Annotated in this window: 18 protein-coding genes; 7 read left to right on the plus strand and 11 right to left on the minus strand. The window is 65.9% G+C overall.

Annotated elements, in window-relative coordinates:
* Positions 1–93: 93 nt before the first annotated feature.
* Positions 94–699 carry a toluene tolerance protein gene (locus P0Y43_RS24655; RefSeq protein WP_275639860.1) on the plus strand — a complete coding sequence of 202 codons (606 nt, stop codon included), beginning with the start codon at positions 94–96 and terminating at the stop codon, positions 697–699.
* Between the two features lie 3 nt (positions 700–702).
* On the opposite strand, the gene P0Y43_RS24660 is transcribed toward P0Y43_RS24655, so the two are convergent.
* The 9 genes from P0Y43_RS24660 to putP all read right to left on the minus strand — a co-directional run bounded on the left by P0Y43_RS24660 (position 703) and on the right by putP (position 11,501).
* The gene (locus P0Y43_RS24660; protein ID WP_275639861.1) at positions 703–1,794 is read right to left on the minus strand and encodes a glycosyltransferase; all 1,092 of its coding nucleotides are present in this window, start codon (positions 1,792–1,794) and stop codon (positions 703–705) included.
* A gap of 48 nt (positions 1,795–1,842) precedes the next feature.
* Positions 1,843–2,616 (minus strand): glycosyltransferase family 2 protein, encoded by a 774-nt coding sequence (locus tag P0Y43_RS24665; protein WP_275639862.1) that lies wholly within the window; start codon positions 2,614–2,616, stop codon positions 1,843–1,845.
* A 66-nt stretch (positions 2,617–2,682) separates the two neighbouring features.
* Positions 2,683–3,639, minus strand: a complete 957-nt coding sequence (locus P0Y43_RS24670; protein WP_275639863.1) for a glycosyltransferase — start codon at positions 3,637–3,639, stop codon at positions 2,683–2,685.
* A 42-nt stretch (positions 3,640–3,681) separates the two neighbouring features.
* Positions 3,682–5,085 carry a PIG-L deacetylase family protein gene (locus tag P0Y43_RS24675; RefSeq protein ID WP_275639864.1) on the minus strand — a complete coding sequence of 468 codons (1,404 nt, stop codon included), beginning with the start codon at positions 5,083–5,085 and terminating at the stop codon, positions 3,682–3,684.
* Entirely contained in the window at positions 5,082–5,978 is an 897-nt protein-coding gene (locus P0Y43_RS24680) for an antimicrobial resistance protein Mig-14 (protein ID WP_275639865.1), read from the minus strand. Before P0Y43_RS24680 ends, P0Y43_RS24675 begins: the two co-directional genes overlap by 4 nt.
* Positions 5,978–7,108, minus strand: a complete 1,131-nt coding sequence (locus P0Y43_RS24685; RefSeq protein WP_275639866.1) for a glycosyltransferase — start codon at positions 7,106–7,108, stop codon at positions 5,978–5,980. The genes P0Y43_RS24680 and P0Y43_RS24685 overlap by 1 nt, the downstream gene beginning before the upstream one ends.
* Positions 7,092–8,849 carry a carbamoyltransferase family protein gene (locus tag P0Y43_RS24690; protein WP_275639867.1) on the minus strand — a complete coding sequence of 586 codons (1,758 nt, stop codon included), beginning with the start codon at positions 8,847–8,849 and terminating at the stop codon, positions 7,092–7,094. Before P0Y43_RS24690 ends, P0Y43_RS24685 begins: the two co-directional genes overlap by 17 nt.
* A 186-nt stretch (positions 8,850–9,035) precedes the next feature.
* Positions 9,036–9,872 carry a 23S rRNA (adenine(2030)-N(6))-methyltransferase RlmJ gene (locus tag P0Y43_RS24695; protein ID WP_275639868.1) on the minus strand — a complete coding sequence of 279 codons (837 nt, stop codon included), beginning with the start codon at positions 9,870–9,872 and terminating at the stop codon, positions 9,036–9,038.
* Positions 9,873–10,022: 150 nt separating this feature from the next.
* Positions 10,023–11,501 carry a sodium/proline symporter PutP gene (gene putP, locus P0Y43_RS24700; RefSeq protein WP_275639869.1) on the minus strand — a complete coding sequence of 493 codons (1,479 nt, stop codon included), beginning with the start codon at positions 11,499–11,501 and terminating at the stop codon, positions 10,023–10,025.
* 358 nt (positions 11,502–11,859) lie between these two features.
* Here putP and putA point away from each other — a divergent pair, with 358 nt between their 5' ends.
* Complete coding sequence (gene putA, locus P0Y43_RS24705) at positions 11,860–15,810, plus strand: trifunctional transcriptional regulator/proline dehydrogenase/L-glutamate gamma-semialdehyde dehydrogenase (protein WP_275639870.1); 3,951 nt, start codon at positions 11,860–11,862, stop codon at positions 15,808–15,810.
* Positions 15,811–15,921: 111 nt separating this feature from the next.
* On the opposite strand, the gene P0Y43_RS24710 is transcribed toward putA, so the two are convergent.
* Both P0Y43_RS24710 and P0Y43_RS24715 read right to left on the minus strand, forming a co-directional pair.
* Positions 15,922–16,191 carry a DUF3077 domain-containing protein gene (locus tag P0Y43_RS24710; protein ID WP_275639871.1) on the minus strand — a complete coding sequence of 90 codons (270 nt, stop codon included), beginning with the start codon at positions 16,189–16,191 and terminating at the stop codon, positions 15,922–15,924.
* Between the two features lie 70 nt (positions 16,192–16,261).
* Positions 16,262–16,504: a hypothetical protein gene (locus P0Y43_RS24715; RefSeq protein WP_275639872.1), complete on the minus strand. Its 243-nt coding sequence runs from the start codon at positions 16,502–16,504 to the stop codon at positions 16,262–16,264.
* Positions 16,505–16,895: 391 nt separating this feature from the next.
* Here P0Y43_RS24715 and P0Y43_RS24720 point away from each other — a divergent pair, with 391 nt between their 5' ends.
* From P0Y43_RS24720 to P0Y43_RS24740, 5 genes are all read left to right on the plus strand, one after another.
* The gene (locus P0Y43_RS24720; protein WP_275639873.1) at positions 16,896–17,069 is read left to right on the plus strand and encodes a hypothetical protein; all 174 of its coding nucleotides are present in this window, start codon (positions 16,896–16,898) and stop codon (positions 17,067–17,069) included.
* Positions 17,070–17,672: a hypothetical protein gene (locus tag P0Y43_RS24725; protein WP_275639874.1), complete on the plus strand. Its 603-nt coding sequence runs from the start codon at positions 17,070–17,072 to the stop codon at positions 17,670–17,672. It begins immediately after the preceding gene.
* Between the two features lie 116 nt (positions 17,673–17,788).
* Positions 17,789–19,591 (plus strand): acyl-CoA dehydrogenase, encoded by a 1,803-nt coding sequence (locus P0Y43_RS24730; protein ID WP_275639875.1) that lies wholly within the window; start codon positions 17,789–17,791, stop codon positions 19,589–19,591.
* 30 nt (positions 19,592–19,621) lie between these two features.
* A complete protein-coding gene (locus P0Y43_RS24735) occupies positions 19,622–21,064 on the plus strand; it encodes a TldD/PmbA family protein (protein WP_275639876.1) in 1,443 nt (480 codons plus the stop codon).
* On the plus strand, positions 21,064–22,395 hold the full coding sequence (locus P0Y43_RS24740; RefSeq protein WP_275639877.1) for a TldD/PmbA family protein: 1,332 nt from the start codon (positions 21,064–21,066) through the stop codon (positions 22,393–22,395). The genes P0Y43_RS24735 and P0Y43_RS24740 overlap by 1 nt, the downstream gene beginning before the upstream one ends.
* The last annotated feature ends 20 nt before the right edge of the window (positions 22,396–22,415 follow it).

A 22,415-nucleotide genomic window follows, 5' to 3' on the forward strand; every position in this document is an offset into this window, starting at 1 on the left:
TCCGATGAATCGAATGACACCATCATGGTGCAACCGCGTTATTTTCGGCATTATTGCCGGTCATTTTGCTTGTAGACGACAAGGCCCCCACCCATGCAATGCACGCGTCTCTCCCAGGTCGACTTCGATCAGCTGACACTCGGCGCCAAAGTGCTGGAGGCAGATAGCCACGGCGCCAAAGTCTACCTGCTCGGGGATGGAAATATCCTCAAGGTTTTTCGTCGTAAGCGTCTGATTTCATCTGCGCTGCTGCGCCCGTATTCGCAACGCTTCATCGACAATGCCCTGCGCCTGGTGCAGATGGGCATCCCCACGCTGGAGGTGGTCAGCCATCACAAGCTGCCAATGCCGGGGCGCACAGCGGTGCTCTACCGCCCGCTGCCAGGCGAGACGCTGTTGCAGTTGTCGCGCCAGCCTGGCTTCAGCTGGAGCGACTACCTGCCACGCTTGATCGAGCTGGTACGCCAACTGCACCGCTCGGGGATCTACTTTCGCTCATTGCACCTGGGCAATGTGGTGGTCACCCCCGAGCAGCGCCTGGGGCTGATCGACGTGGCCGATATGCGCTTCCTGCGCGGGCCGCTGTCGGCGCGGATGGTGCGTCGCAATGTGCAGCACCTGGCGAACTACATCGAACGCGAGCAGCTCGCCGGACACTTCCCCCTGGCCGAGCTGCAGAGCGCGCTGCTAGGCCGCTGAGCCTCAGCTACGCAGCAGGCTCACCGCCCCTTGGCGGAACGCGTCCCAGGCCTGCTCCGGGGCCAACACCAGACGCTGCTGGCGGGCGACCTCGCCCGCATCGCGCGTGGCGCAGCGCACAAGCGCCCTGCCCCAGGCCTGCTGGTCACCGACCGGCACGTACAGGCCGGCCTCGCCCAACTGCTCACGAAACACCGGCAGATCGCTGCATAGCACCGGCACATCGGCGAGTACCGCCTCCTGCACCACCAGGCCAAGCCCTTCGGAACGCGAGGGCACCAGCAACCAGTCCAGCGCCCGGTACAGTTGCGACAAGTCCTGACGATAGCCACACAACGACACGCAATCGTCCAGGCCAAGGGCCTCGACCCGCGACGTCAGAGACGCCTTCAGCTCGCCATCGCCGATGATCACCAGGTGCGCGTCCGGCTGCCGCGCGTGCAGCTCGACGAACGCCTCGATCAGCATCTCGAAGCCTTTCCCTTCGACCAGCCGCCCAACGGCCCCGAACAGTTGCCTGCCGGCCTGCGGCAAGGCCAGCGAGCGCCTGGCCTGCTCGCGCGTGACCAACTCGCCGGCGAACACCTGTGGGTCGAGCGCGATGCGCAAGGTCTGTACCGGGCGCCCCAACGCCTGCTCCAAAGCCTGCGCCAGGGTACGCGAGACGGCCGCGATACTCAGGCACTCGGCAGGCAGTGCCCGCAGCAGGTGAATGTCATTGCCTCGCAGGCGCGTCGAGCCATGGAACAGCACCGTAGCCCGCACGCCCGGCAGGTGGCGCAGCAGCGGCAACACCACGCGCGCGACCCCCATGCCATCGAGCAGCAGCACATCGGCCTGGGCCTGTTTTAGCGCCTTGCGCAGGCGCAGGCGCAACCATGGCATCAACAGGCGCCACGGGCTGCGGCGCTTGAGCGCACGGTGTGGCAAATGCCAGGCTCGCGCCTGCTCCATGCCGACGCAAAGACCGTCCCCAAGGAGGATCCAGTTGGCGACGCGGGCATCCGTATCGGCATGGTTCAACATCTGCTGATGAACCTTGTGTACCGACATGTATGGAGCACCGCCTGACCACATCACGTTGACGATGTTCATCGGCGTAACTCCGTTGTCCCTGCCAGGTTAGCTGCCAGTCCCGCAGATTCAGTGAGCAAGAAATCCAATTCCCATGCCGATCAAGACCCCGAACACTACCGCCGCCGCCAACTTGAATCGATCGCGTTGGCGGCGCTTGGTCTTGCGCTGGACTTCTTCCGGCAAGGTCACATGGTTGCCGAAACCCGTGTGCAGTACCGCATCGCCTTCCAACGTGACCGCCGTCAGGTTCAGCTCGGCATAACGGCGCGAAAGCGCCTTTTCACCAGAATAGGCGGCAAACGGCGCGCAGCGCTGATAATCGCTCAAGCGGCGCAGGCCGGGGTTGAGCGAGAACGCCTGCCACTCGGCCTTATCCGACAGCAATGGGTAGCACGGCACATCGGCGATGACCTGGCGCTCGCCAAGGTGAATGTACGGGCTGTGGATAGACAGGTCATGGGCATGGCTGCGCAGCCACACCTGCAGCAGGCTCGGACTGACCTCCAGGATCGCCCGGGAGTCCTCGACGAAATGCTGGCGATAGAACTTCCAGTCGTCTTCGCAGTGGAAGACGTAAGCCGTCTTGACCTGGCCATAGGCCAGGTCGATCGAGGCCAACTGCCCCAGTTTCGGCCGGTTGACGAACACCGTGCAGTGGTCTTTCCAGCCTGCCGGCACGGCCTGGTGCACCGCGTCATCGCCAGAGTCCTCGGTGATGAAGACCTCACGGATCGGTGCGGTGTTACAACGATCGAAGCTCTCCAGGGTTTCCTTGAGCAGGTCGAAACGCCCGCAACTGGTCACCACCAGGGTAATGTCACTGTTTTCCGAGAAGCGCACGGGGCTCCCTCCGCCTTACGGCTCTGAATGGTTCATGTCCCGCCTCCAGGGCTGGCGGTTGCTTGCTCACAGTCCGAGCCTCAGACGCAGGCGCTGCCATGCGCTCAGCGGTGGGTGCGGCCGCAAGGGGGGGGTCATGTGCTCGACGATGCTACGTCCTACCTGGGCAAAACTGAAGCGCGAGGTGGCCAGGTCGCGGCCATTGCTGGCGATGCGCGCCGCCAACGCGGGGTCGGCGCGCAGGCTGCGCAGTTTTTCCTGGAGCGCCGGGATGCTGTCGTAGAACACCACGTTGTGCATGTCCTCAAGGCCCAGGGCGCGATTTTCCTCGGCCCCCTGGTCGTAGGCCAGCAGCACGCAGCCACACGCCATCGCTTCGAAGTTCTTGATCATGTACTCGCCCATGCCGACATCGGCACTGACGAAGAAACGGATGCGGTTGAGGGTGTTGCAGTAGTCCTCGCCGGACTTGGTGCGGGTCACGACCAGGTTCTCCACCTGCCCCAGCTCGTCGAGCAGCGCCTTGCGCCCGCTGTAGGCCACGCTATTGGTACTGCCGACGAAGGCCAGCTCGATGTCGCGCTCGCGGCCCTGGTCGGTGAGCAGGCGCTCGTCGTAGCCCTTGGGCACGAAGACCGCGTCGAAGCCTTCCTGGCGCAGGCGCTCGCTGACCATGTAGCCGGAACTGATCACCCGCGCCCACGGCAACTGGCGGTAGTGCGCGCTGAATTTTCCGGTGTACTTGCAGGGGATGTAGTTCTGGTAGGCATCGTGCTCGAGGATCACCAGGTTGGGCACGCTGCGGATGAAGGCGACCTGGCGGATCTCCTGCTTGAAGCGCAGGAAGAACACGATGCGGTCGTAGCGCGTGACGTCAACCTCGCGCTTGAAGTAACGGCGCAGGTTGCGCTGGTCGTCGCTGGACAGCCAGCGCAAGTCGCAGTCGCAATGGGCCGCGACGCCGTCGTACAGGCGGTCGAGGATCGCCCGCTGCTCCTTCTGCACCAGAAATAGGACTTTCATTGCTTTCCTTGGGGCGTCTTCGCGGTCAGTCATCGGTTTGGCTCACAGTTCACGGCGCCAGAACAATTCATGCCGGCGCACCGCCTTGCGGAAGAACTCGTTCTCCCCATACGGCGACGCTCGACGCCCGGCCAGCCAGCGCTGCAGCAAGCGGCGCAGGCGGCGCTTGAAGGGTGCTGGCGGCTGCAGGTCGTGCATCATGCCCAGGGCCATCGCCTTGTCACGCTGGGTGGGCGCGTCCAGCACCAGGCTGCACGGTGCCCAGGCCTGCGCGGCGCTCAGTTGTGGCGGCAAGGCCACGCCATCGCCGCTGTCGCCCATCGGCCAGCGATCGTTGTCGTGCAGGTGGTTGGCGTAGCACAGCAGCGTCTCGGGCTGATGCGCCAGGCCCTTCAAGGCTTCCAGAACAGCGGCCTGGGCGCAGAGATGATCCGGGTGCGGGTCGAGTTGCGGATGCGGCATCACCAGCACCTGAGGCCGGGCCATCTCCAGCAGCGCGCGCAGGTCGGCCAGCAGGTTGCACCAGGTCGGCGCGCCGTCGGCGTCGGCCGGCAGTGGGAAGGGGTTGAAGCAACGGAATGGGCGGATATCGGCCGTGTCCGCTTCGCGGGACGCCATCGGCTGCTCAGGCGCGGCCTGCATGGACGGCAATTGCAGGCAAAAGTAGCCCAACTGCACGCAACGCGACTCCGGTACGCCAGCCCAGCGCGGCACGGCGATACTGTCCCAGGCGCGCAGACGGCCCTTCAGGCGCGCGGCCTCGGCGCGGGGCAGGCCCATCTGTTGATAATGTTCGGCCTCGATTTCGCCCGCGGTCAGGGTCACCACCCAGGTTTCGTCGGCCTGGCTGTACAGCCCGAAAGCGGCCAGCTCGGCATCATCGGCGTGCGGGGCGATGACCATGACCCGGCGACGGCGCAGCTCGACCGCCGGAGTCATCCACAGACGCGGCGCACCCAGCAGCCGGCAATGGCGGCCACACAGGCGCAGTTGCCCGGCCCTCAAGGCCGCGGCGAAGCCGGTCAGGTTGAGAAAGCGCACACCATCAACGCCGCGCTCGAAGGTCTGGGTGTCGTGCGCATCCGCCGAGGACAACTGAACGCGCGGATCGAGAAAACGCCCGAGCCAGCTGGCCTTGACGCGGATTTCGAGGATCAGCGTGTCTTCGTCGCCCAGGGCCGCATCGGTGCCCAGCAGGCCCGCCTGCAGGGTCACGCCGGCCGCGCGGGTGTGCTCGCCGAAGTCGTAGGCGTAGTCCTCGTCCGGCGAATAGAACAAATGGTCGGCGAACCACGCCTCATGGGCCACCCAGGCCAACGGCAGTAGCAGCAACGGCAACCACCAACAGGTCAGCACACCCAGCGCCACCAGCAGCACCAACCCGGCCAGTAGGCCCAGGCGCTTGTTGCGCCGATGGCGCTTTAGCAACTGCTGCTTGCGGCTCATGCCTGGTACACCGGCACGGGGTTGCACCAGCGGTCCTTGTACTCCCGGTCGGCGCGCCCGAACGAGAACCGCAGCGGCTTGTTGCGGGCCCGCGCGTCTTCCCAGGCGGCTTGAGTGTTGAGGAAGCTCAGCACGCTGCCGGGGCTGAAGGCCTTGGTCTCGGGGTCGACGCCGCCGTTGATGTACTCGACGCTGATCCACTCTGGCGCCTCGACGCGGTACACCAGTTGAATGGCGATGGGCGCGTCGCCCATGAACAGCACCGAGCCGATCAACAGCTCACGCAGGCGCTCGACCACCTCGGCCATGCGCGCCGCGCCCGTGGCCGGAAAACCCCAGCGACGCTGGAACAGGTCGCAGTACAGGGCGGCGATCTCGGCGGCACTGAACTCACCGATCGGCCGCACCACACCGCCCGCCTCCTCCAGCAGGCGCAGTTCGCGGCGCTGGTTGTAGCGGAATTTCTTCGACAAGTCTTCGTGCGGGCGGGCCATGGCCAGTTGCTCGGCCTGCGCCTTGAGGCCGACGAAACGCCCGTGATTGAGTTCCGACAGGTAGCGCCCGGCATGACGCAACGGCGCGCCAGCCTCGGCGGCGGCGGGCAGGATGATCTCGGCGTTGCCCAGGTCGAACAGGGCCTTCTTGCCTTGGCGCTTGAGTACGTCCTTAGCCAAGGCCAGGTGCCGGCCCCAGGTGGGGATGGCCGCCTTGAGCTCGTCGCCCTTGTAGCAACCCAGGTAACGCACCGGGATCTGTGCCAGGTCCGCCAGTTGCGCGACGACCAAGGGATGCGTCGCGACGCTGCCACCGAAACGCTGCCAGGCAGCGGCGTAGGTTTCAGCGTCGATGACTGCCCAGCCGCGTTCGCGCCAGGCCTGGAGGTAGTTGAGCATCACGCCTCCGTTGCCAATGCGCGCACCTGAGGCAATTGCCAGAAGGCGTCGCGCACGGCCGAGTCGGAAAAGCGTTCGCGCAGGCGCTGCAGCATGTGTTCGGCGCAGGCCTGACGCTGGGCGTCATCCAGTCCGGCCAGGTGTTTCAGGCCCTGGGCCAACTGCCCGGCATCGCCAAGTGGGAACAGCACGCCGACGCCCTCGACCACCTCGCGCGCACCGCCGCAGGCCGTGGCCAGCAACGGCACACCTGCGACCATGGCTTCGAGCAGGACCATGCCGAACGGCTCGTGGTCCGAGCTCAGGGCGAACACGTCGAATGCCTGGAAATAGCGCCGTGCGTCCGCCACTTGGCCGAGAAAGTCCACCTGGCCGGCAATGCCTAACTCGCTTGCGAGGGCCTTGAGGTGACCCTCCAGGCGCCCCTTGCCCAGCACCGCCAGGCGCGCGCCCGCGGGCAGGCCAGGCAACGCCTCGGCGAAACCACGCAGCAGGGTGGCCTGGTCCTTGTCCGGGTGCAGACGGCCAACGTTGCCGACGATCCACGCCTGCGGGTCCAGGCCCAGGGCGCGCCGCGCTTCATCGCGAGGCACCAGCGTGGCCTGCAAGGCCTCGATGTCGATACGGTTGTACAGGGTCTGGATGCGCTCGGCCGGCCACTGCGCCAAGCAGCGGCGCATGTCGTCACGCACCGCGTCGGACACCCCGAGCAGGCTCAAGCGCTTGCGCAACAGGTTGGCGAACAGGCGCCGCCCCTTGCGCTGGTAGTCGCCGAAGGCATGGTGCACACCGATCACCGGCAGGCCGGTACCCAGCAGCGCGACGTAGACGGGCTTGAAGCGATGGGCGATGCAGAAGCTGAAATGGCGCTCGGCGGCGATCCGGCGCAGCGCGCGGATCGCCCCAAGCTTCAGGCCACGCACGGCCTTGGAGCTGAATTCGAGGAACAGCACCTCGTCCGAGGCGCAGCCCGCGGCCACCTGCGGGTCGGCCTTGCCGGTAAGGAACACCGTGGTGACCCGGTAGCCGCTGCCCTGGAACAGGCTGGCGTATTGACGGGCGCAGTCGAGGAACGGCCCGTCGTAGCCATGGCAGAACTGCAGGACGCGCAATTCAGAGCGGCTGGTCATACGGGGCCGCGCCGTCCTTGACCACCAGGATGTCTTCCATGATCAGGTATTGCAGGTCCGAGCCGTAGAACATGTTCAGGGCATCGGTCGGCGAGCAGATCATGGGTTCGCCACGGCGGTTGAGCGAGGTGTTCAGCGACACGCCGTTGCCGGTCAGGTCCTCGAGGGCCTTCATCATGTCGTAGTAGCGCGGGTTGTACTCGCGCTTGAGCACCTGGGCACGGGAAGTGCCGTCTTCGTGGACCACTTCCGGCACGCGGGTCTTCCACTCTTCAGCCACTTCGAAGGTGAAGGTCATGAACGGCGCCGGGTGGTCGACCTTGATCATCTGCGGGGCGACGGTGTCGAGCATCGACGGGCAGAAAGGTCTCCAGCGTTCGCGGAACTTGATCTGCTCGTTGATACGGTTGGCCACGCCCGGCACGCTCGGGCAGCCAATGATCGAGCGACCGCCCAGGGCGCGCGGGCCGAACTCCATGCGACCCTGGAACCAGGCCACCGGGTTGCCATCGACCATGATCTTGGCGATGCGCTGCGGCATGTCGCTGAGCTTGCGCCATTTCGGCGCGTTCGGGTGGCGGGCACAGGCGGCGATCACGTCCTCGTTGGAGTACGCGGGGCCGAGGTAGACGTGCTCCATCTTCTCAACCGGCACGCCACGGGCATGCGACACATAGGCCGCCGCGCCGACCGCGGTGCCAGCGTCGCCGGAGGCCGGCTGCACGAACAGTTCCTTGAGGTCCGGACGGGCGATGATCTTCTGGTTGAGCTTGACGTTCAGCGCACAGCCGCCAGCGAAGGCCAGCTTGCCGGTTTCCTTGAGGATACCGCCCAGGTAGTGGTCGATCATCTGCAGCGCCAGCTTCTCGAACAGCGCCTGCATGCTGGCGGCATAGTGGATGTACGGCTCGTCGGCGATGTCGCCTTCGCGCTTGGGGCCCAGCCATTCGATCAGCTTGGGCGAGAAGTAGAAGCCCTTGCCCTTCTCTTTATAGCGGCGCAGGCCGATGACGTTGGCGTACTCGGTGTTGATCACCAGTTCGCCGTTCTCGAAGCTGGCCAGGCGCGAGAAGTCGTACTTGCTGGCGTCGCCGTACGGCGCCATGCCCATGACCTTGAACTCGCCGTCGAGCATCTCGAAGCCCAGGAACTCGGTCATCGCGCCGTACAGGCCGCCAAGCGAATCCGGGTCGAAGAACTCCTTGATCTTGTGGATCTTGCCGTTCTCGCCGTAGCCGAAGAAGGTGGTGGCGTACTCGCCCTTGCCGTCGATGCCGAGGATCGCGGTCTTTTCCTTGAAGCCCGAGCAGTGGTAGGCGCTGGAGGCGTGGGCCAGGTGGTGCTCGACCGGCTCGATCTTGACCTTCTTCGGGTCGAAGCCCAGTTGCTCCAGGCACCAGACGATCTTCTTGCGGTAGCGCTTGTAGCGGCGGTTGCCCATCAGGATCGCGTCGAGGGCGCGGTCCGGGGCGTACCAGTAGCGCTTGGCGTAGTGCCAGCGGGCCTTGCCGAACAGGCTGATCGGGGCAAACGGGATGGCCACCACGTCGACGTCCGACGGCTTGATGCCGGCCTGCTCCAGGCAGAATTTCGCCGACTCGTAGGGCATGCGGTTCTTCGCATGCTTGTCACGCACGAAGCGCTCTTCTTCGGCGGCGGCAATCAGCTTGCCGTCGATGTACAGGGCCGCGGAAGGGTCATGGCTAAGGGCGCCGGACAGGCCAAGAATCGTCAATGCCAAGGGTCTAGCCTCTTCATTCGATAGGGATGCGCCAGCGGCCTCGTGGGCGGGTGGCGGCTAAAGGGCGGGATTATAGCGCTGTAGGAGCGGGCTTGTCCCGCGATGGCGGCAGCAGGACCAGGCGGGTTGCCTGGGCTGGCGCCATCGCGGGTCAAGCCCGCTCCTGCAAGGGGTGCGAGGCTTCGACTATTCGGCGATCAACCAATCGAGGCGGTGGCTGCCGGCGCTTTGCGCCAGCTCCTTGGCCAGCCACGGCAGCAGCTCGCGCAGCTCCTCTTCCAGGCCCCACGGCGGGTTGGCGATGGCCAGGCCCGAGCCGTTCAAACCCTGCGGGCTGTCCTGGTGGTGCACGTACAGCTCGGCGCGCAGCAGCTTGGGCGCGCCGGTGCTGGTCAGGTCCTGGTAGAAACGGGTCAGCGAGCGCTGGTCCTTGATCGGGTACCAGATCGCCGCGACGGTCTGGCGCATGCGGCCGATCGCCTCTTTCATCGCCACGGTGCAGCGCTTGAGCTCGTCGGCCTGCTCGAAGGGCGGGTCGATCAGCATGATCGCGCGCTTTTCCTGCACCGGCAGCAGGGCCCGCGGCACATGCCAGCCCTCACCCAGGTGCACGGTCACGCGCGGGTCTTTCTTCATGTTGTCCTTGAGCAGCGGGCCGTCTTCGGGGTGCTTCTCGTTGAGCAGCGCGCGGTCCTGCTGGCGCATCAGGCGCCGCGCCAGCTCGGGCGAGCCGGGGTAGTAACGCAGCTCACCGTCGGCATTCAGGCGCTTGATGATGCGCAGGTAGTCGGCGGTGACGGCAGGCAGGTCGTCGCGACCCCACAGGCGGGCAACGCCTTCGAGGTATTCACCGGTGCGGGTCGCCTGGTCACCCTGCAGGTCGTACAGGCCGAGGCCGGCATGGGTGTCGATGTAGGCGAACGGCTGCTCCTTGCGCGACATCAGGGCGATGAGGCGGGTCAGCACGATGTGCTTGAGGACGTCGGCGTGGTTGCCGGCGTGGAAGGCGTGGCGATAGTTCATGTGGGCTCCTGCGGGGCTGGCAAGTTTACCTTGTCGCGCGGGAACCGTCAGGTGCGGCGGTCGGCATCACGAAGCAACACGGGGCAAGCCCACCCCTACAGAATCCCTGTAGGGGCCGGCTTGCCCCGCGATGCAGACGACGCGAACCTGTCACTTACCGATGTGGTAAGCCTCGTCCGCCTTCTCGAAGCGCGACACCATGCTGGCGCTCGGGCGCCCCAGCTTGCTCACGACGACGATGGCGAGCGTGGCGAACAGGAAGCCCGGGATGATCTCGTACAGGCCCAGCCCGATGTAGTTCTTCCACAGGATCACGGTCAGCGCGCCGATCACGATACCGGCCAGCGCGCCGTTGCGGGTCATGCCCTTCCACAGTACGGAAATCAGCACCACCGGGCCGAACGCGGCGCCGAAGCCGGCCCAGGCGTAGGCCACCAGGCCCAGCACGCGGTTTTCCGGGTTGGCGGCCAAGGCGATGGCGATCAGCGCCACGGCCAGGACCATCATCCGGCCGACCCACACCAGCTCACCCTGGGACGCGTTCTTGCGCAGGAAGGCCTTGTAGAAGTCTTCGGTCAGGGCGCTGGAACACACCAGCAGCTGGCAGCTCAGGGTGCTCATGACCGCCGCCAGGATGGCCGACAGCAGCACACCGGCGACCCAGGGGTTGAACAGGATCTTCGCCAGCTCGATGAACACCCGCTCGTGGTTCTCGGTGACCGGGCCAGCAAGGTCCGGGTGCGCCGAGAAGTAGGCGATGCCGAAGAAGCCCACGGCGCAGGTGCCGGCCAGGCACAGGATCATCCAGGTCATGGAGATGCGGCGCGCCTTGGCGATCGACTTGACCGAATCGGCGGCCATGAAGCGTGCCAGGATGTGCGGCTGGCCGAAGTAGCCCAGGCCCCAGCCCATCAGCGAAATGATGCCGATGAAGGTAGCGCCGCGGAACATGTCGAAGTTGGCCGGGTTCTGCGCCTCGATGGCCAGGAAGGTGGTGTCGAAGCCGCCGGTGGAGATCAGCACGATGATCGGCGTGAGGATCAGCGCGAAGATCATCAGCGTGGCCTGCACGGTGTCGGTCCAGCTCACCGCCAGGAAGCCACCGACGAAGGTGTAGGCGATGGTCGCCGCGGCGCCGGCCCACAGCGCGGTCTCGTAAGACATGCCGAAGGTGCTTTCGAACAGACGGGCACCGGCGACGATGCCGGAGGCGCAATAGATGGTGAAGAACACCAGGATGACGATCGCCGAGATCACCCGCAGCAGGCCGCTCTGGTCTTCGAAGCGGCTGGCGAAGTAGTCCGGCAGGGTCAGGGCATCGCCGTTGTGCTCGGTCTGCACGCGCAGGCGGCCGGCGACGAACAGCCAGTTCAGGTAGGCGCCGATGGTCAGACCGATGGCGATCCAGGCCTCCGAGAGGCCCGACATGTAGATGGCGCCCGGCAGGCCCATCAGCAGCCAGCCGCTCATGTCGGAGGCGCCGGCGGAAAGCGCGGTGACCACGCTGCCGAGGCTACGGCCGCCGAGAATATAGTCGGAAAGGTTGTTGGTGGAGCGATAGGCCGCGAAGCCGATCAGCACCATTGCCGCGATGTAGATCACGAAGGTGATCGTGATGGGGTTGCCCATGAGTTGTGCCCTGGCGTTGTTTTTATCTCTTGCGACCGCCTTTGTGAGACGGTTGCACCCAGGCGGCGCATCCTATGCAACAACATGAAGAAGGTGCAACCACTTTTCATTTGCAAGTTGCACCACAACATGCATTTTCAGATAAAACGCCTTTTTTGCTCCTTATCGCGACAAAAAACCCATTTTTAATAATAAAAAGCACTGAAAACGACCCTGCCCGTTGCAAGGGCAAACCCATCGGACGAGTTGCACCTTTTTCATCCGCATTTCGGGTTGCACCCGGTTGCACCCGAATTGTCCTACAGGCTAATCTTGCCGCCAGCTTAGGCCACGCCCGTGGCAATAACGAGGATAAGAAATGGCGACGACCACCCTGGGGGTCAAACTCGACGACCCGACCCGTGAGCGACTGAAAGCGGCTGCGCAGTCCATTGACCGCACCCCGCACTGGTTGATCAAGCAAGCGATCTTCAACTACCTGGAGAAGCTGGAGGGTGGCGCTACCCTGAACGAGCTCAACGGCCACGCCGTGGCTGCGGGCGACGAGGCGGGCGACGTGCCGGCCGACCACGCCCACCAGTGCTTCCTCGAGTTCGCCGAAAGCATCCTGCCGCAGTCGGTGCTGCGCTCGGCGATCACCGCCGCCTACCGCCGCCCCGAGCCGGAAGTGGTGCCCATGCTGCTGGAACAGGCACGCCTGCCGGCACCGCTGGCCGATGCCACCAACAAGCTCGCCGCCAACCTCGCCGACAAACTGCGCAACCAGAAGAGCGCAGGCGGCCGTGCCGGTATCGTCCAGGGCCTGCTGCAAGAGTTCTCGCTGTCGTCCCAGGAAGGCGTGGCGCTGATGTGCCTGGCCGAAGCCCTGCTGCGCATCCCCGACAAGGGCACCCGCGATGCGCTGATCCGCGACAAGATCAGCACCGGCAACTGGCAGCCGCACCTGGGCAACAGCCCGTCGCTGTTCGTCAACGCCGCCACCTGGGGCCTGTTGCTGACCGGCAAGCTGGTCTCGACCCACAACGAATCCGGCCTCACCTCCTCGCTCACCCGCATCATCGGCAAGAGCGGCGAGCCGATGATCCGCAAGGGCGTCGACATGGCCATGCGCCTGATGGGCGAGCAGTTCGTCACCGGCGAGACCATCGCCGAAGCGCTGGCCAATGCCAGCCGCTTCGAGTCCAAGGGCTTCCGCTACTCCTACGACATGCTCGGCGAAGCCGCGCTGACCGAGCACGACGCACAGAAATACCTGGCCTCCTACGAGCAGGCGATCCACTCGATCGGCAAGGCCTCGCACGGCCGTGGCATCTATGAAGGCCCGGGCATCTCGATCAAGCTCTCGGCCCTGCACCCGCGCTACAGCCGCGCCCAGTACGAGCGCGTGATGGAAGAGCTGTACCCGCGCCTGCTGTCGCTGACCCTGCTGGCCAAGCAATACGACATCGGCCTGAACATCGACGCCGAGGAAGCCGACCGCCTGGAGCTGTCGCTGGACCTGCTCGAGCGCCTGTGCTTCGAGCCGTCGCTGGCCGGCTGGAACGGCATCGGCTTCGTCATCCAGGCCTACCAGAAGCGCTGCCCGTACGTGATCGACTACGTCATCGACCTGGCCAAGCGCAGCCGCCACCGCCTGATGATCCGCCTGGTCAAGGGCGCCTACTGGGACAGCGAGATCAAGCGCGCCCAGGTCGAGGGCCTGGAGGGCTACCCGGTCTACACCCGCAAGGTCTACACCGACGTGTCCTATATCGCCTGCGCACGCAAGCTGCTGTCGGTGCCGGAAGCCATCTACCCGCAGTTCGCCACCCACAACGCCCACACCCTGTCGGCCATCTACCACATCGCCGGCCAGAACTATTACCCAGGCCAGTACGAATTCCAGTGCCTGCACGGCATGGGCGAGCCGCTGTACGAGCAGGTGGTGGGCAAGGTCGCCGACGGTCGCCTGAACCGTCCTTGCCGGGTGTACGCCCCGGTCGGCACCCACGAAACCCTGCTGGCCTACCTGGTGCGCCGCCTGCTGGAAAACGGCGCCAACACCTCGTTCGTCAACCGCATCGCCGACCACTCGATCTCCATCCAGGAACTGGTCGCCGACCCGGTCGCCAGCATCGAGCGCATGGCCACCCAGGAAGGCAGCGTCGGCCTGCCGCACCCACGCATCCCGCTGCCGCGCGACCTGTACGGCAGCGAGCGGGCCAACTCGGCCGGTATCGACATGGCCAACGAACACCGCCTGGCGTCGCTGTCCTGCGCCATGCTGGCCACCGCCCACAACGACTGGAAGGCCACCCCGCTGCTGGCCTGCGCCGCCAGCGAAAACGCGGCCCAGCCGGTGCTCAACCCCGCCGACCACCGCGATGTGGTGGGCCACGTGCAGGAAGCCACGGTCGCCGACGTCGACAACGCCATCCAGTGCGCGCTGAACGCCGCGCCGATCTGGCAGGCCACCCCGCCGGCCGAGCGCGCCGCGATCCTCGAGCGCACCGCCGACCTGATGGAAGCCGAGATCCAGCCGCTGATGGGCCTCCTCATCCGCGAAGCCGGCAAGACCTTCGCCAACGCCATCGCCGAAGTGCGCGAAGCCGTGGACTTCCTGCGCTACTACGCGGTGCAGGCGCGCAACGACCTGCGCAACGACGCCTGTCGCCCGCTGGGCCCGGTGGTGTGCATCAGCCCGTGGAACTTCCCCCTGGCGATCTTCACCGGCCAGATCGCCGCGGCCCTGGCCGCCGGCAACCCGGTGCTGGCCAAGCCCGCCGAACAGACCCCGTTGGTCGCCGCCCAGGCCGTGCGCCTGCTGCTGGAGGCCGGTATTCCCGAGGGCGTGCTGCAACTGCTGCCGGGCCGTGGCGAGACCGTCGGCGCCGGCCTGGTGGGCGATGAGCGCGTCAAGGGCGTGATGTTCACCGGCTCCACCGAGGTCGCACGCCTGCTGCAACGCAACGTCGCTGGCCGCCTGGACGCACAAGGCCGGCCGATCCCGCTGATCGCCGAGACCGGCGGGCAGAACGCGATGATCGTCGACTCCTCCGCGCTGACCGAACAGGTGGTGATCGACGTGGTGTCCTCGGCCTTCGACAGCGCCGGCCAGCGTTGCTCGGCCCTGCGCGTGCTGTGCCTGCAAGAGGATTCCGCCGACCGCGTGATCGAGATGCTCAAGGGCGCCATGGCGCAGAACCGCCTGGGCAACCCCGAGCGCCTTTCGGTGGACATCGGCCCGGTGATCGACGCCGAGGCCAAGGCCGGCATCGAGAAGCACATCCAAGGCATGCGTGAGAAAGGCCGCACCGTTTACCAGGTGGCCGTCGCCGAAGCCAACGAATGCAAGCGCGGCACCTTCGTGATGCCGACCCTGATCGAGCTGGAGAGCTTCGACGAGCTCAAGCGCGAGATCTTCGGCCCGGTGCTGCACGTGGTGCGCTACAACCGCAAGCATCTGGACCAGTTGATCGCGCAGATCAACGCCTCCGGCTACGGCCTGACCCTGGGCGTGCACACCCGCATCGACGAGACCATCGCCAAGGTGGTGGACAACGTCAACGCCGGCAACATGTACGTCAACCGCAACATCGTCGGCGCGGTGGTCGGGGTGCAACCGTTCGGTGGCGAAGGCCTGTCGGGCACCGGCCCGAAAGCGGGCGGCCCGCTGTACCTGTACCGCCTGCTGTCGACCCGCCCGGCCGACGCCATCGCCCGTCACTTCCAGCGTGCGGACGGTGAAGGCAAGGCCGACACCACCCTGCGCGACCAGCAGATCAAGCCGCTGCATGCACTCAAAGCCTGGGCCGGCAGCAACCAGCCGGAGCTGGCGGCGCTGTGCGACACCTTCGCCGAGCAGTCGCAGAGCGGTATCACCCGCGTGCTGCCCGGCCCGACCGGCGAGCGCAACACCTACACCGTGCTGCCGCGTGAGCACGTGCTGTGCCTGGCCGACAACGAAGCCGACCTGCTGGCGCAGTTCGCCGCGGTGCTGGCGGTGGGCAGCTCGGCGGTATGGGCCGATGGCGAGCCGGCCAAGAGCCTGCGCGCGCGCCTGCCGAAGGAGTTGCAGGCGAAGGTCAAGCTGGTGGCGGACTGGAGCAAGGATGACGTGGCGTTCGACGCGGTGATCCACCACGGCGACTCCGACCAACTGCGTGGCATCTGCAAGCAGGTGGCCAAGCGGGCTGGCGCCATCGTCGGTGTGCATGGGCTGTCGAGCGGGGATCACCAGGTCGCCCTGGAGCGCTTGGTGATCGAGCGCGCGGTGAGCGTGAATACCGCGGCGGCCGGGGGCAATGCCAGCCTGATGACCATCGGCTGAGGCCACTGACGCCATCGCGGGGCAAGCCCGCCCCCACAGGTACCGCGCCGTCTGACGGGTTGGCGCGGGGCCTGTGGGGGCGGGCTTGCCCCGCGATGCTTTTGGGGGTGGTCAGTGCATCATGCCCAGCTCGGCGTCATCCATCAGCGCCTTGGCCAGGGCGCTGAGGTAGTGCGAGGCCCAGACCAGCTGCGGGTTGTTGTCCAGCACGCCGGTGAGGGTCATGTCGCGCACGTAGCCCATCAGCTCCGAGGCCTGCTCGCGGGCGTGCTGGCAGGGGATGCCGGGTTCGATGCAGAACAGCGGTTGGGTCATGCCCTCGCCCTGGTAGAACTTGGTCTTGCCGACGGTGGTTTTCTGCGGGGTGTCGTCGTTGGTCATGGTTTGGTCTCCCTGGACTTTCTGTTGCCTGTGCGGGCCCTATCGCGGGGCCGCGCAGACGATGCATAACCTAATGCCGCACCTGCGAAACCGCGGGCATCTGCACCTGGATCAGCGCCGATTCGAGCAACACACGCAGCGCTTCGACTTCATGCATCGACGCCATCATCAGGATCGCGGCCGGGGCCTTGGGCTGCAGCAGGATCGCCTGATTCGCCACGGTCAATGCGCACAGGGCGTATTCGCTGGCCTGGATGAGGGTGTCTTCGAGGGAGTGATGATTGTGGGGTGGGTCTGGGACTATCTTCAGCATTTTGGGGTACCTGAAAGGGGCTACCACACGCCGGCTGTCAAACAAGAGGGTGGCAGCTGTACATAGGTTGACAGACCGGTAGGTATCCCAAACCCGGCGCACGCGAAGTGCCCCATGCACAGCCGCCATAAAGGCAAAGCCATCGGGATAGACCTAGTCGGCCTGTCAAAGCCGGTCGCTGATTTCGCAACGACCGCCGGAGACTAGAAGCCAACCCAGACCACCGCAATGGCTCAAAAAAGGCCTTGGAAGCATGTTTGGGAAATGGACTACAAGGAATAAGGAAAGTCCTAAGAAACCTCTGATTTGAGCGCTCATAGGCTGACAAATCTACGGTTCAGCTATAGAGTGGCAGACATCCTATCCACTTTAACGACCCTTGGAGGTCGACATGACAGCCAAGGTCGCCAACAAGCCAAAAGCTGATAACCCTCACCTCGAGGCCGCCCAGCGCATCAGCCAACTGGCTCAAATCCTCGCCAACGACCCCTCCGAAGCCAAGGCCTTCCGCGCTAAAACGGGAATGTTCACAGCCAAAGACGAGCTCAAGGCTAATTTTCGCTGAATGTATCAACAGCTCCCTTCGTTCGTTCTAGGGTTCCACGGTTGCGACCGTCAAATCGGTGAAGCCATCCTAGCTGGCGATCAAGTGTCGCCAAGCGTAAACGACTACGACTGGCTCGGTGCAGGTGCCTACTTCTGGGAAAACAGCCCGGAGCGGGCACTTAGCTATGCCCATCGCATCAAGCAGCACAAGCGCGGCCAAGGCTCTATCAAAGACCCATATGTTGTTGGCGCGGTGATCAATTTAGGCCTCTGCCTCAACCTGACAGAGGAAGGGGCCTTGCAAGAGCTTGGAGCGGCTTACCAGCTTCTAGCGTCAAGCAGCGATGCGCTACCTGAGAACAAACCAGGCTTCACCGGCGACACCGATAATCTCAAGCGTTTTCTAGACTGCCTTGTTTTCCAGTCTCTTCACTCCGCTCGCGAGGTCGTGGGCCTAGAGCCCTATCATTCGGTTCGCTCACCTTTCCTTGAAGGGACCTGCCTCTATCCGGGTACAAGTTTTCGGCAGGAAACCCACATTCAGCTTTGTGTGCGAGAAGTTACCTGCATCAAGGGCTACTTCCGACCGCTGAACCCTGACGGCTCGCTATTCCAACCCTGATCACCCACGCTCAGGGTCGCCTCACATTGTGCCCTGCCATCAGTTGGATCAATCATGGTGGTAAGCACCGCCAGCCAAATCCTAGACTCGCCCCACGCCTGCCTAGGAATGTCGACATGTCCGATACCCTGCTCAACACCCGCAACCTCGCCTTCGAACTCTACGAAGTCCTAGACGCCGAAGCCCTGACCCAACGCCCGCGCTTCGCCGAGCACACCCGCGAAACCTTCGACGCTGCCCTGAACACCGCGCGCACCCTCGCCGAAAAACTCTTCGCCCCGCACAACCGCAAGGGCGACGAGCACGAGCCGCGCTACGTGGACGGCCGCGCCGAGCTGATCCCCGAGGTCAAGCCCGCCGTCGAGGCCTTCCTCGACGCCGGCTTCCTCAACGCCAACCGCGACTTCGACGTCGGCGGCATGCAGCTCCCAAGCCTGGTCTCGCAAGCCTGCTTCGCGCACTTCCAGGCCGCCAACGCAGGCACCACGGCCTACCCCTTCCTGACCATGGGCGCGGCCAACCTGATCGAAAGCTTCGGCACCGACGAGCAGAAACGCCTGTACCTGCAACCGATGATCGAAGGCCGCTACTTCGGCACCATGGCCCTCACCGAGCCGCATGCCGGTTCGTCGCTCGCCGACATCCGCACCCGCGCCGAACCCGCCGGCGACGGCAGCTACCGCCTCAAGGGCAACAAGATCTTCATTTCCGGCGGCGACCACGAGCTGTCGCAGAACATCGTGCACATGGTCCTGGCCAAGCTGCCCGACGCCCCAGCCGGGGTGAAAGGCATCTCGCTGTTCATCGTGCCCAAGTACCTGGTCAACCAGGATGGCAGCCTAGGCCCGCGCAACGACGTGCTGCTGGCCGGGCTGTTCCACAAGATGGGCTGGCGCGGCACCACCTCCACCGCGCTGAACTTCGGCGACAACGGCCAGTGCGTCGGCTACCTGGTCGGCCAGCCGCACCAGGGCCTGGCGTGCATGTTCCAGATGATGAACGAGGCGCGCATCGGCGTCGGCATGGGGGCGGTGATGCTCGGCTACGCCGGCTACCTGTATTCGCTGGAATACGCCCGCCAACGCCCGCAGGGGCGCCTGGTGGACAACAAGGACCCGGCCAGCCCGCCGGTACCGATCATCGCCCACACCGATGTGAAGCGCATGCTGCTGGCGCAGAAGGCCTACGTCGAGGGCGCCTTCGACCTGGGCCTGTACGCCGCGCGGCTGTTCGACGACACCCAGACCGCCGCCGACGAAAGCGCGCGCCGCCAGGCCCACGAACTGCTCGACCTGCTGACCCCGATCGTCAAGTCCTGGCCTTCGGAGTTCTGCCTCAAGGCCAACGAGCTGGCGATCCAGATCCTCGGCGGCCACGGCTACACCCGCGAATACCCGGTGGAGCAGTACTACCGCGACAACCGCCTGAACCCGATCCACGAAGGCACCCACGGCATCCAGTCGCTCGACCTGCTCGGGCGCAAGCTGGCGCAGAACGGCGGCGCCGGGCTCAAGCAACTGATCCGCCTGATCGCCGCCACCTGCGAGCGCGCCAGCCACCACCCCCACCTCGACGCCCTGCGCCAGCCGCTGGAGCAACTGGTCAACCGCTTGCAGGCCGTGACCCTGGCGCTGCTCGGCGACCTGGCCCAAGGCAAGGTCGCCGGCGCCCTGGCCAACTCGGCGCTGTACCTCAAGGCGTTCGGCCACTGCGTGGTCGGCTGGCGCTGGCTGGAGCAGGCGATCCATGCCGAGCTGGGGCTGCTCAAGGGCCATGAGGGCGACCGCGACTTCTACCAGGGCAAGCTGCAGGCCGCGCGTTATTTCCTCACCTGGGAAGTACCTCCCTGCCATAATGACCTGGCATTGCTCGAGGCCCGCGACGACACCTGCCTCGCCATGCAAGAGGGGTGGTTCTAGGGGGAACCACCGCGCACCGGAGGTTCCCGCATGTTCGATTCCAGCGCCCTGCTGCGCCAGCGCTTCGCCGCGCTGCGCAGCACGGCCGAGGTGTTTTCGCTACGCCATGTGAAGCAGTCGCACCAAGCCTTGTCGGTGCGGCGCAACGTCGCCGAGCCGCCGTTCTTCAGCCAGGACGAAGGGGCGATGCTCAGCGTGCGGGTCAACGGCGTGGAAGCCTACGCGGCCACCGCCGACCTGTCCCAGGTTGGCCTGCAACGCGCCCTGGAACAAGCCGAGGCGCTGGCCTACGGCATCGCCGCCCACAGCCTGCTCGACCTCAGCGCGCACCCCGTGCCGAGCGCCCGCCACGACCATCTCTCGCCCAACCTCGACCAGCCGCTGCCAAACCTTGCCGAGTGCCTGGAACTGCTCGCCGCGGAATCGGCCAGCGTGCCGAAAGACAGCCGCCTGGTGGACTGGCAGGCGAGCCTGGGCATCAGCCAGGTCGAGCAGACCTACCTCAACAGCGCCGGCGCCGAGCTGCGCCACGCCCAGCGCTTCCTGTTCCCGGGCCTGGCGGTCACCGCCAGCGACGGCCAGGACAGCCAGAGCCGCAGCCTGGGCCGCGACAACTTCGGCCAGCAGGGCGGCTTCGAGGTCATCCAGCGCTGCGGCCTGGTCGGCGGCGCCCGGCGCATCGCCGACCAGGCCCTGCAACTGCTGCTGGCGCCCAACACCCCGAGCGGCGCGCGCGACCTGCTGCTGATGCCCGACCAGATGATGCTGCAGATCCACGAGTCGATCGGCCACCCCCTGGAAATGGACCGCATCCTCGGCGACGAGCGCAACTACGCCGGCACCAGCTTCGTCAAGGCCAGCGACTTCGGCCACCTGCAATACGGCTCGGCGCTGCTCAACGTGACCTTCGATCCGACCCTGGGCGAGGAGCTGGCCAGCTACAGCTTCGACGACGACGGCACGCCAGCGAGCAAGCAGTTCCTGATCCGCGACGGCCTGCTGCTGCGCCCGCTGGGCGGCGCGCTGTCGCAACTGCGCTCGGGGCTGTCCGGGGTGGCCAACAGCCGCGCCTGCAGTTGGAACCGCGCGCCGATCGACCGCATGGCCAACCTCAACATCGAAGCGGGCGACCAGTCGCTGGATCAACTGATCGGCGGCATCGAGCGCGGCATCCTGATGCGCACCAACCGCTCGTGGTCCATCGACGACGCACGCAACAAGTTCCAGTTCGGCTGCGAATGGGGCCAACTGATCGAAGACGGCGAGCTCAAGGGCGTGGTCAAGAACCCCAACTACCGCGGCATCTCCGCGCAGTTCTGGCGCAACCTTGCGGCCGTGGGCGACGCCAGCACCTTCCAGGTGCTCGGCACGCCGAACTGCGGCAAGGGCGAGCCCAACCAGGTGGTGCGGGTCGGCCACGCCTCGCCGGCCTGCGTGTTCCGCCAGGTCGACGTATTCGGAGGAGACGCCTGATGAGCGCCACGCCCCAGCAACGCTTCGAGGCGCTGGTCGACGCACTGCGCGACGCCCGCCAGGCCGACGAGCACTTCACCCTCGGCTACAGCGCCGAGCAGTCACGCTTCATTCGCTTCAACCACGCCAAGGTGCGCCAGGCGGGCGAGGTCGCCCAGGCCAGCGCGCAGTTGCGGTTGATCCGCGAGGGGCGCCAGGCCGAGCAGCAGTTCACCCTCGGCGGCGACCCGCAACTGGACCGCCAGCGCCTGCACGCAGCCCTCGGGCAACTGCGCCAGACCCTGCCGCTGCTGCCCGTGGACCCTTACCTGCAACTGGACGAAAGCGCCTGGCGCAGCCATAGCGAGCAGGCCCAGGCGCTGCCGGAGCTGGCCGAAGTGCTGGCGCTGATCGAGCGCGAGGCCGGCGACCTGGACCTGGTCGGCATCTACGCCGCCGGGCCGATCTGCCGCGGCTTCGCCAGCTCGTTCGGGGCCTTCGGCTGGCACCAGGCCAACAGCTTCAACGTCGACTGGAGCCTGTTCCACGCCAATGGCCAGGCGGTGAAAGCCAACTACGCCGGGCAGGCCTGGGAAGGCGAGGCGTTCGCCGCGCGTTTGCGCCAGGCCCGCGAGCAACTGGCCTTCCTCGGCCGCCCGGCGATCACCCTCAAGCCCGGCAGCTACCGCGCCTACCTGGCCCCGGCGGCGATGGACGAGATCGCCGGCCTGCTCGCCTGGGGCGGTTTCTCGGCCCAGGCCCTGGCCACCGGCAACAGCCCGTTGCAGCGCTTGTACAACGGCGATGCGCGGCTGAGCCCACTGGTGAGTGTCGACGAGCAGGTCAGCGGCTCGCTGAGCCCGGCGTTCTCCGACGAAGGCTCGCCGCGCCAGGACCTGCGCCTGATCGGCGAGGGCCAGGCGCGCGAGCGGCTGGTCAGTGCCCGCAGCGCCGCCGAGTTCGCCTTGGGCGCCAACGGTGCCGACAACTACGAGTCGCCGTGCGCGCTGAGCCTGGCGCCCGGCTCACTGGCCACGGCCGAGGTGCTCGAACGCCTGGGCACCGGGCTGTACATCAGCAACCTGTGGTACCTGAACTACTCGGACCTGCCAGCGGCACGCATGACCGGGCTGACCCGCTTCGCCACCTTCTGGGTGGAGAACGGGCAGATCCAGGGGCCGGTCAGCACCATGCGTTTCGACGACAGCCTGTACAACCTGCTGGGCCAGCAACTGGAAGACCTGACCCGCGAACGCGAGCTGATCCTCTCAGCGAGCACCTATGGGCAACGGCACACCGGGTCGAGCCATTTGCCGGGGGCGCTGGTCAAAGCCCTGACATTGACCCTGTAACACCACGCCCCCTGAAGGCG

The sequence above is a fragment of the Pseudomonas entomophila genome (assembly GCF_029193575.1).
GTDB lineage: Bacteria > Pseudomonadota > Gammaproteobacteria > Pseudomonadales > Pseudomonadaceae > Aquipseudomonas > Aquipseudomonas entomophila_G.

Bases quoted from the DNA above. Each gene is read 5' to 3' on its own strand.
- P0Y43_RS24670 (WP_275639863.1), bottom strand. From the start codon at position 3,639: ATGAAAGTCCTATTTCTGGTGCAGAAGGAGCAGCGGGCGATCCTCGAC.
- P0Y43_RS24695 (WP_275639868.1), bottom strand. From the start codon at position 9,872: ATGAACTATCGCCACGCCTTCCACGCCGGCAACCACGCCGACGTCCTC.
- P0Y43_RS24685 (WP_275639866.1), bottom strand. From the start codon at position 7,108: ATGACCAGCCGCTCTGAATTGCGCGTCCTGCAGTTCTGCCATGGCTAC.
- P0Y43_RS24740 (WP_275639877.1), top strand. From the start codon at position 21,064: ATGAGCGCCACGCCCCAGCAACGCTTCGAGGCGCTGGTCGACGCACTG.
- P0Y43_RS24660 (WP_275639861.1), bottom strand. From the start codon at position 1,794: ATGAACATCGTCAACGTGATGTGGTCAGGCGGTGCTCCATACATGTCG.
- P0Y43_RS24735 (WP_275639876.1), top strand. From the start codon at position 19,622: ATGTTCGATTCCAGCGCCCTGCTGCGCCAGCGCTTCGCCGCGCTGCGC.
- P0Y43_RS24715 (WP_275639872.1), bottom strand. From the start codon at position 16,504: ATGCTGAAGATAGTCCCAGACCCACCCCACAATCATCACTCCCTCGAA.
- putA (WP_275639870.1), top strand. From the start codon at position 11,860: ATGGCGACGACCACCCTGGGGGTCAAACTCGACGACCCGACCCGTGAG.
- P0Y43_RS24710 (WP_275639871.1), bottom strand. From the start codon at position 16,191: ATGACCAACGACGACACCCCGCAGAAAACCACCGTCGGCAAGACCAAG.
- P0Y43_RS24675 (WP_275639864.1), bottom strand. From the start codon at position 5,085: ATGAGCCGCAAGCAGCAGTTGCTAAAGCGCCATCGGCGCAACAAGCGC.
- P0Y43_RS24725 (WP_275639874.1), top strand. From the start codon at position 17,070: ATGTATCAACAGCTCCCTTCGTTCGTTCTAGGGTTCCACGGTTGCGAC.
- putP (WP_275639869.1), bottom strand. From the start codon at position 11,501: ATGGGCAACCCCATCACGATCACCTTCGTGATCTACATCGCGGCAATG.
- P0Y43_RS24730 (WP_275639875.1), top strand. From the start codon at position 17,789: ATGTCCGATACCCTGCTCAACACCCGCAACCTCGCCTTCGAACTCTAC.
- P0Y43_RS24720 (WP_275639873.1), top strand. From the start codon at position 16,896: ATGACAGCCAAGGTCGCCAACAAGCCAAAAGCTGATAACCCTCACCTC.
- P0Y43_RS24680 (WP_275639865.1), bottom strand. From the start codon at position 5,978: ATGCTCAACTACCTCCAGGCCTGGCGCGAACGCGGCTGGGCAGTCATC.
- P0Y43_RS24655 (WP_275639860.1), top strand. From the start codon at position 94: ATGCAATGCACGCGTCTCTCCCAGGTCGACTTCGATCAGCTGACACTC.